This window comes from Fibrobacter sp. UBA4297 (assembly GCF_002394865.1).
Lineage (GTDB): Bacteria > Fibrobacterota > Fibrobacteria > Fibrobacterales > Fibrobacteraceae > Fibrobacter.
Genome location: NZ_DGUZ01000011.1, coordinates 14,125 through 14,347, shown reverse-complemented (window position 1 = coordinate 14,347; position 223 = coordinate 14,125). Strand labels below are relative to the sequence as shown.

The window sequence follows — 223 nt, the reverse complement described above, 5'->3', positions numbered from 1 at the left end:
CTAGCTCTGAAGAAGTTTCTAGCTCTAGCGAAGAACCGGAATCCTCTAGCTCTGAAGAAGTCTCTAGCTCCAGCGAAGAACCGGAATCCTCTAGCTCTGAAGAAGTCTCCAGCTCCAGCGAAGAACCGGAATCCTCTAGCTCTGAAGAAGTCTCTAGCTCCAGCGAAGAACCGGAATCCTCTAGCTCTGAAGAAGTCTCCAGCTCTAGCGAAGAACCGGAATC

1 protein-coding gene is annotated in these 223 nt (G+C 50.7%); it reads left to right on the top strand.

Annotated features, from left to right (window positions below):
* On the top strand, window positions 1-223 hold a 223-nt coding region (locus tag B3A20_RS05955), incomplete at both ends, for a hypothetical protein (protein ID WP_290762782.1).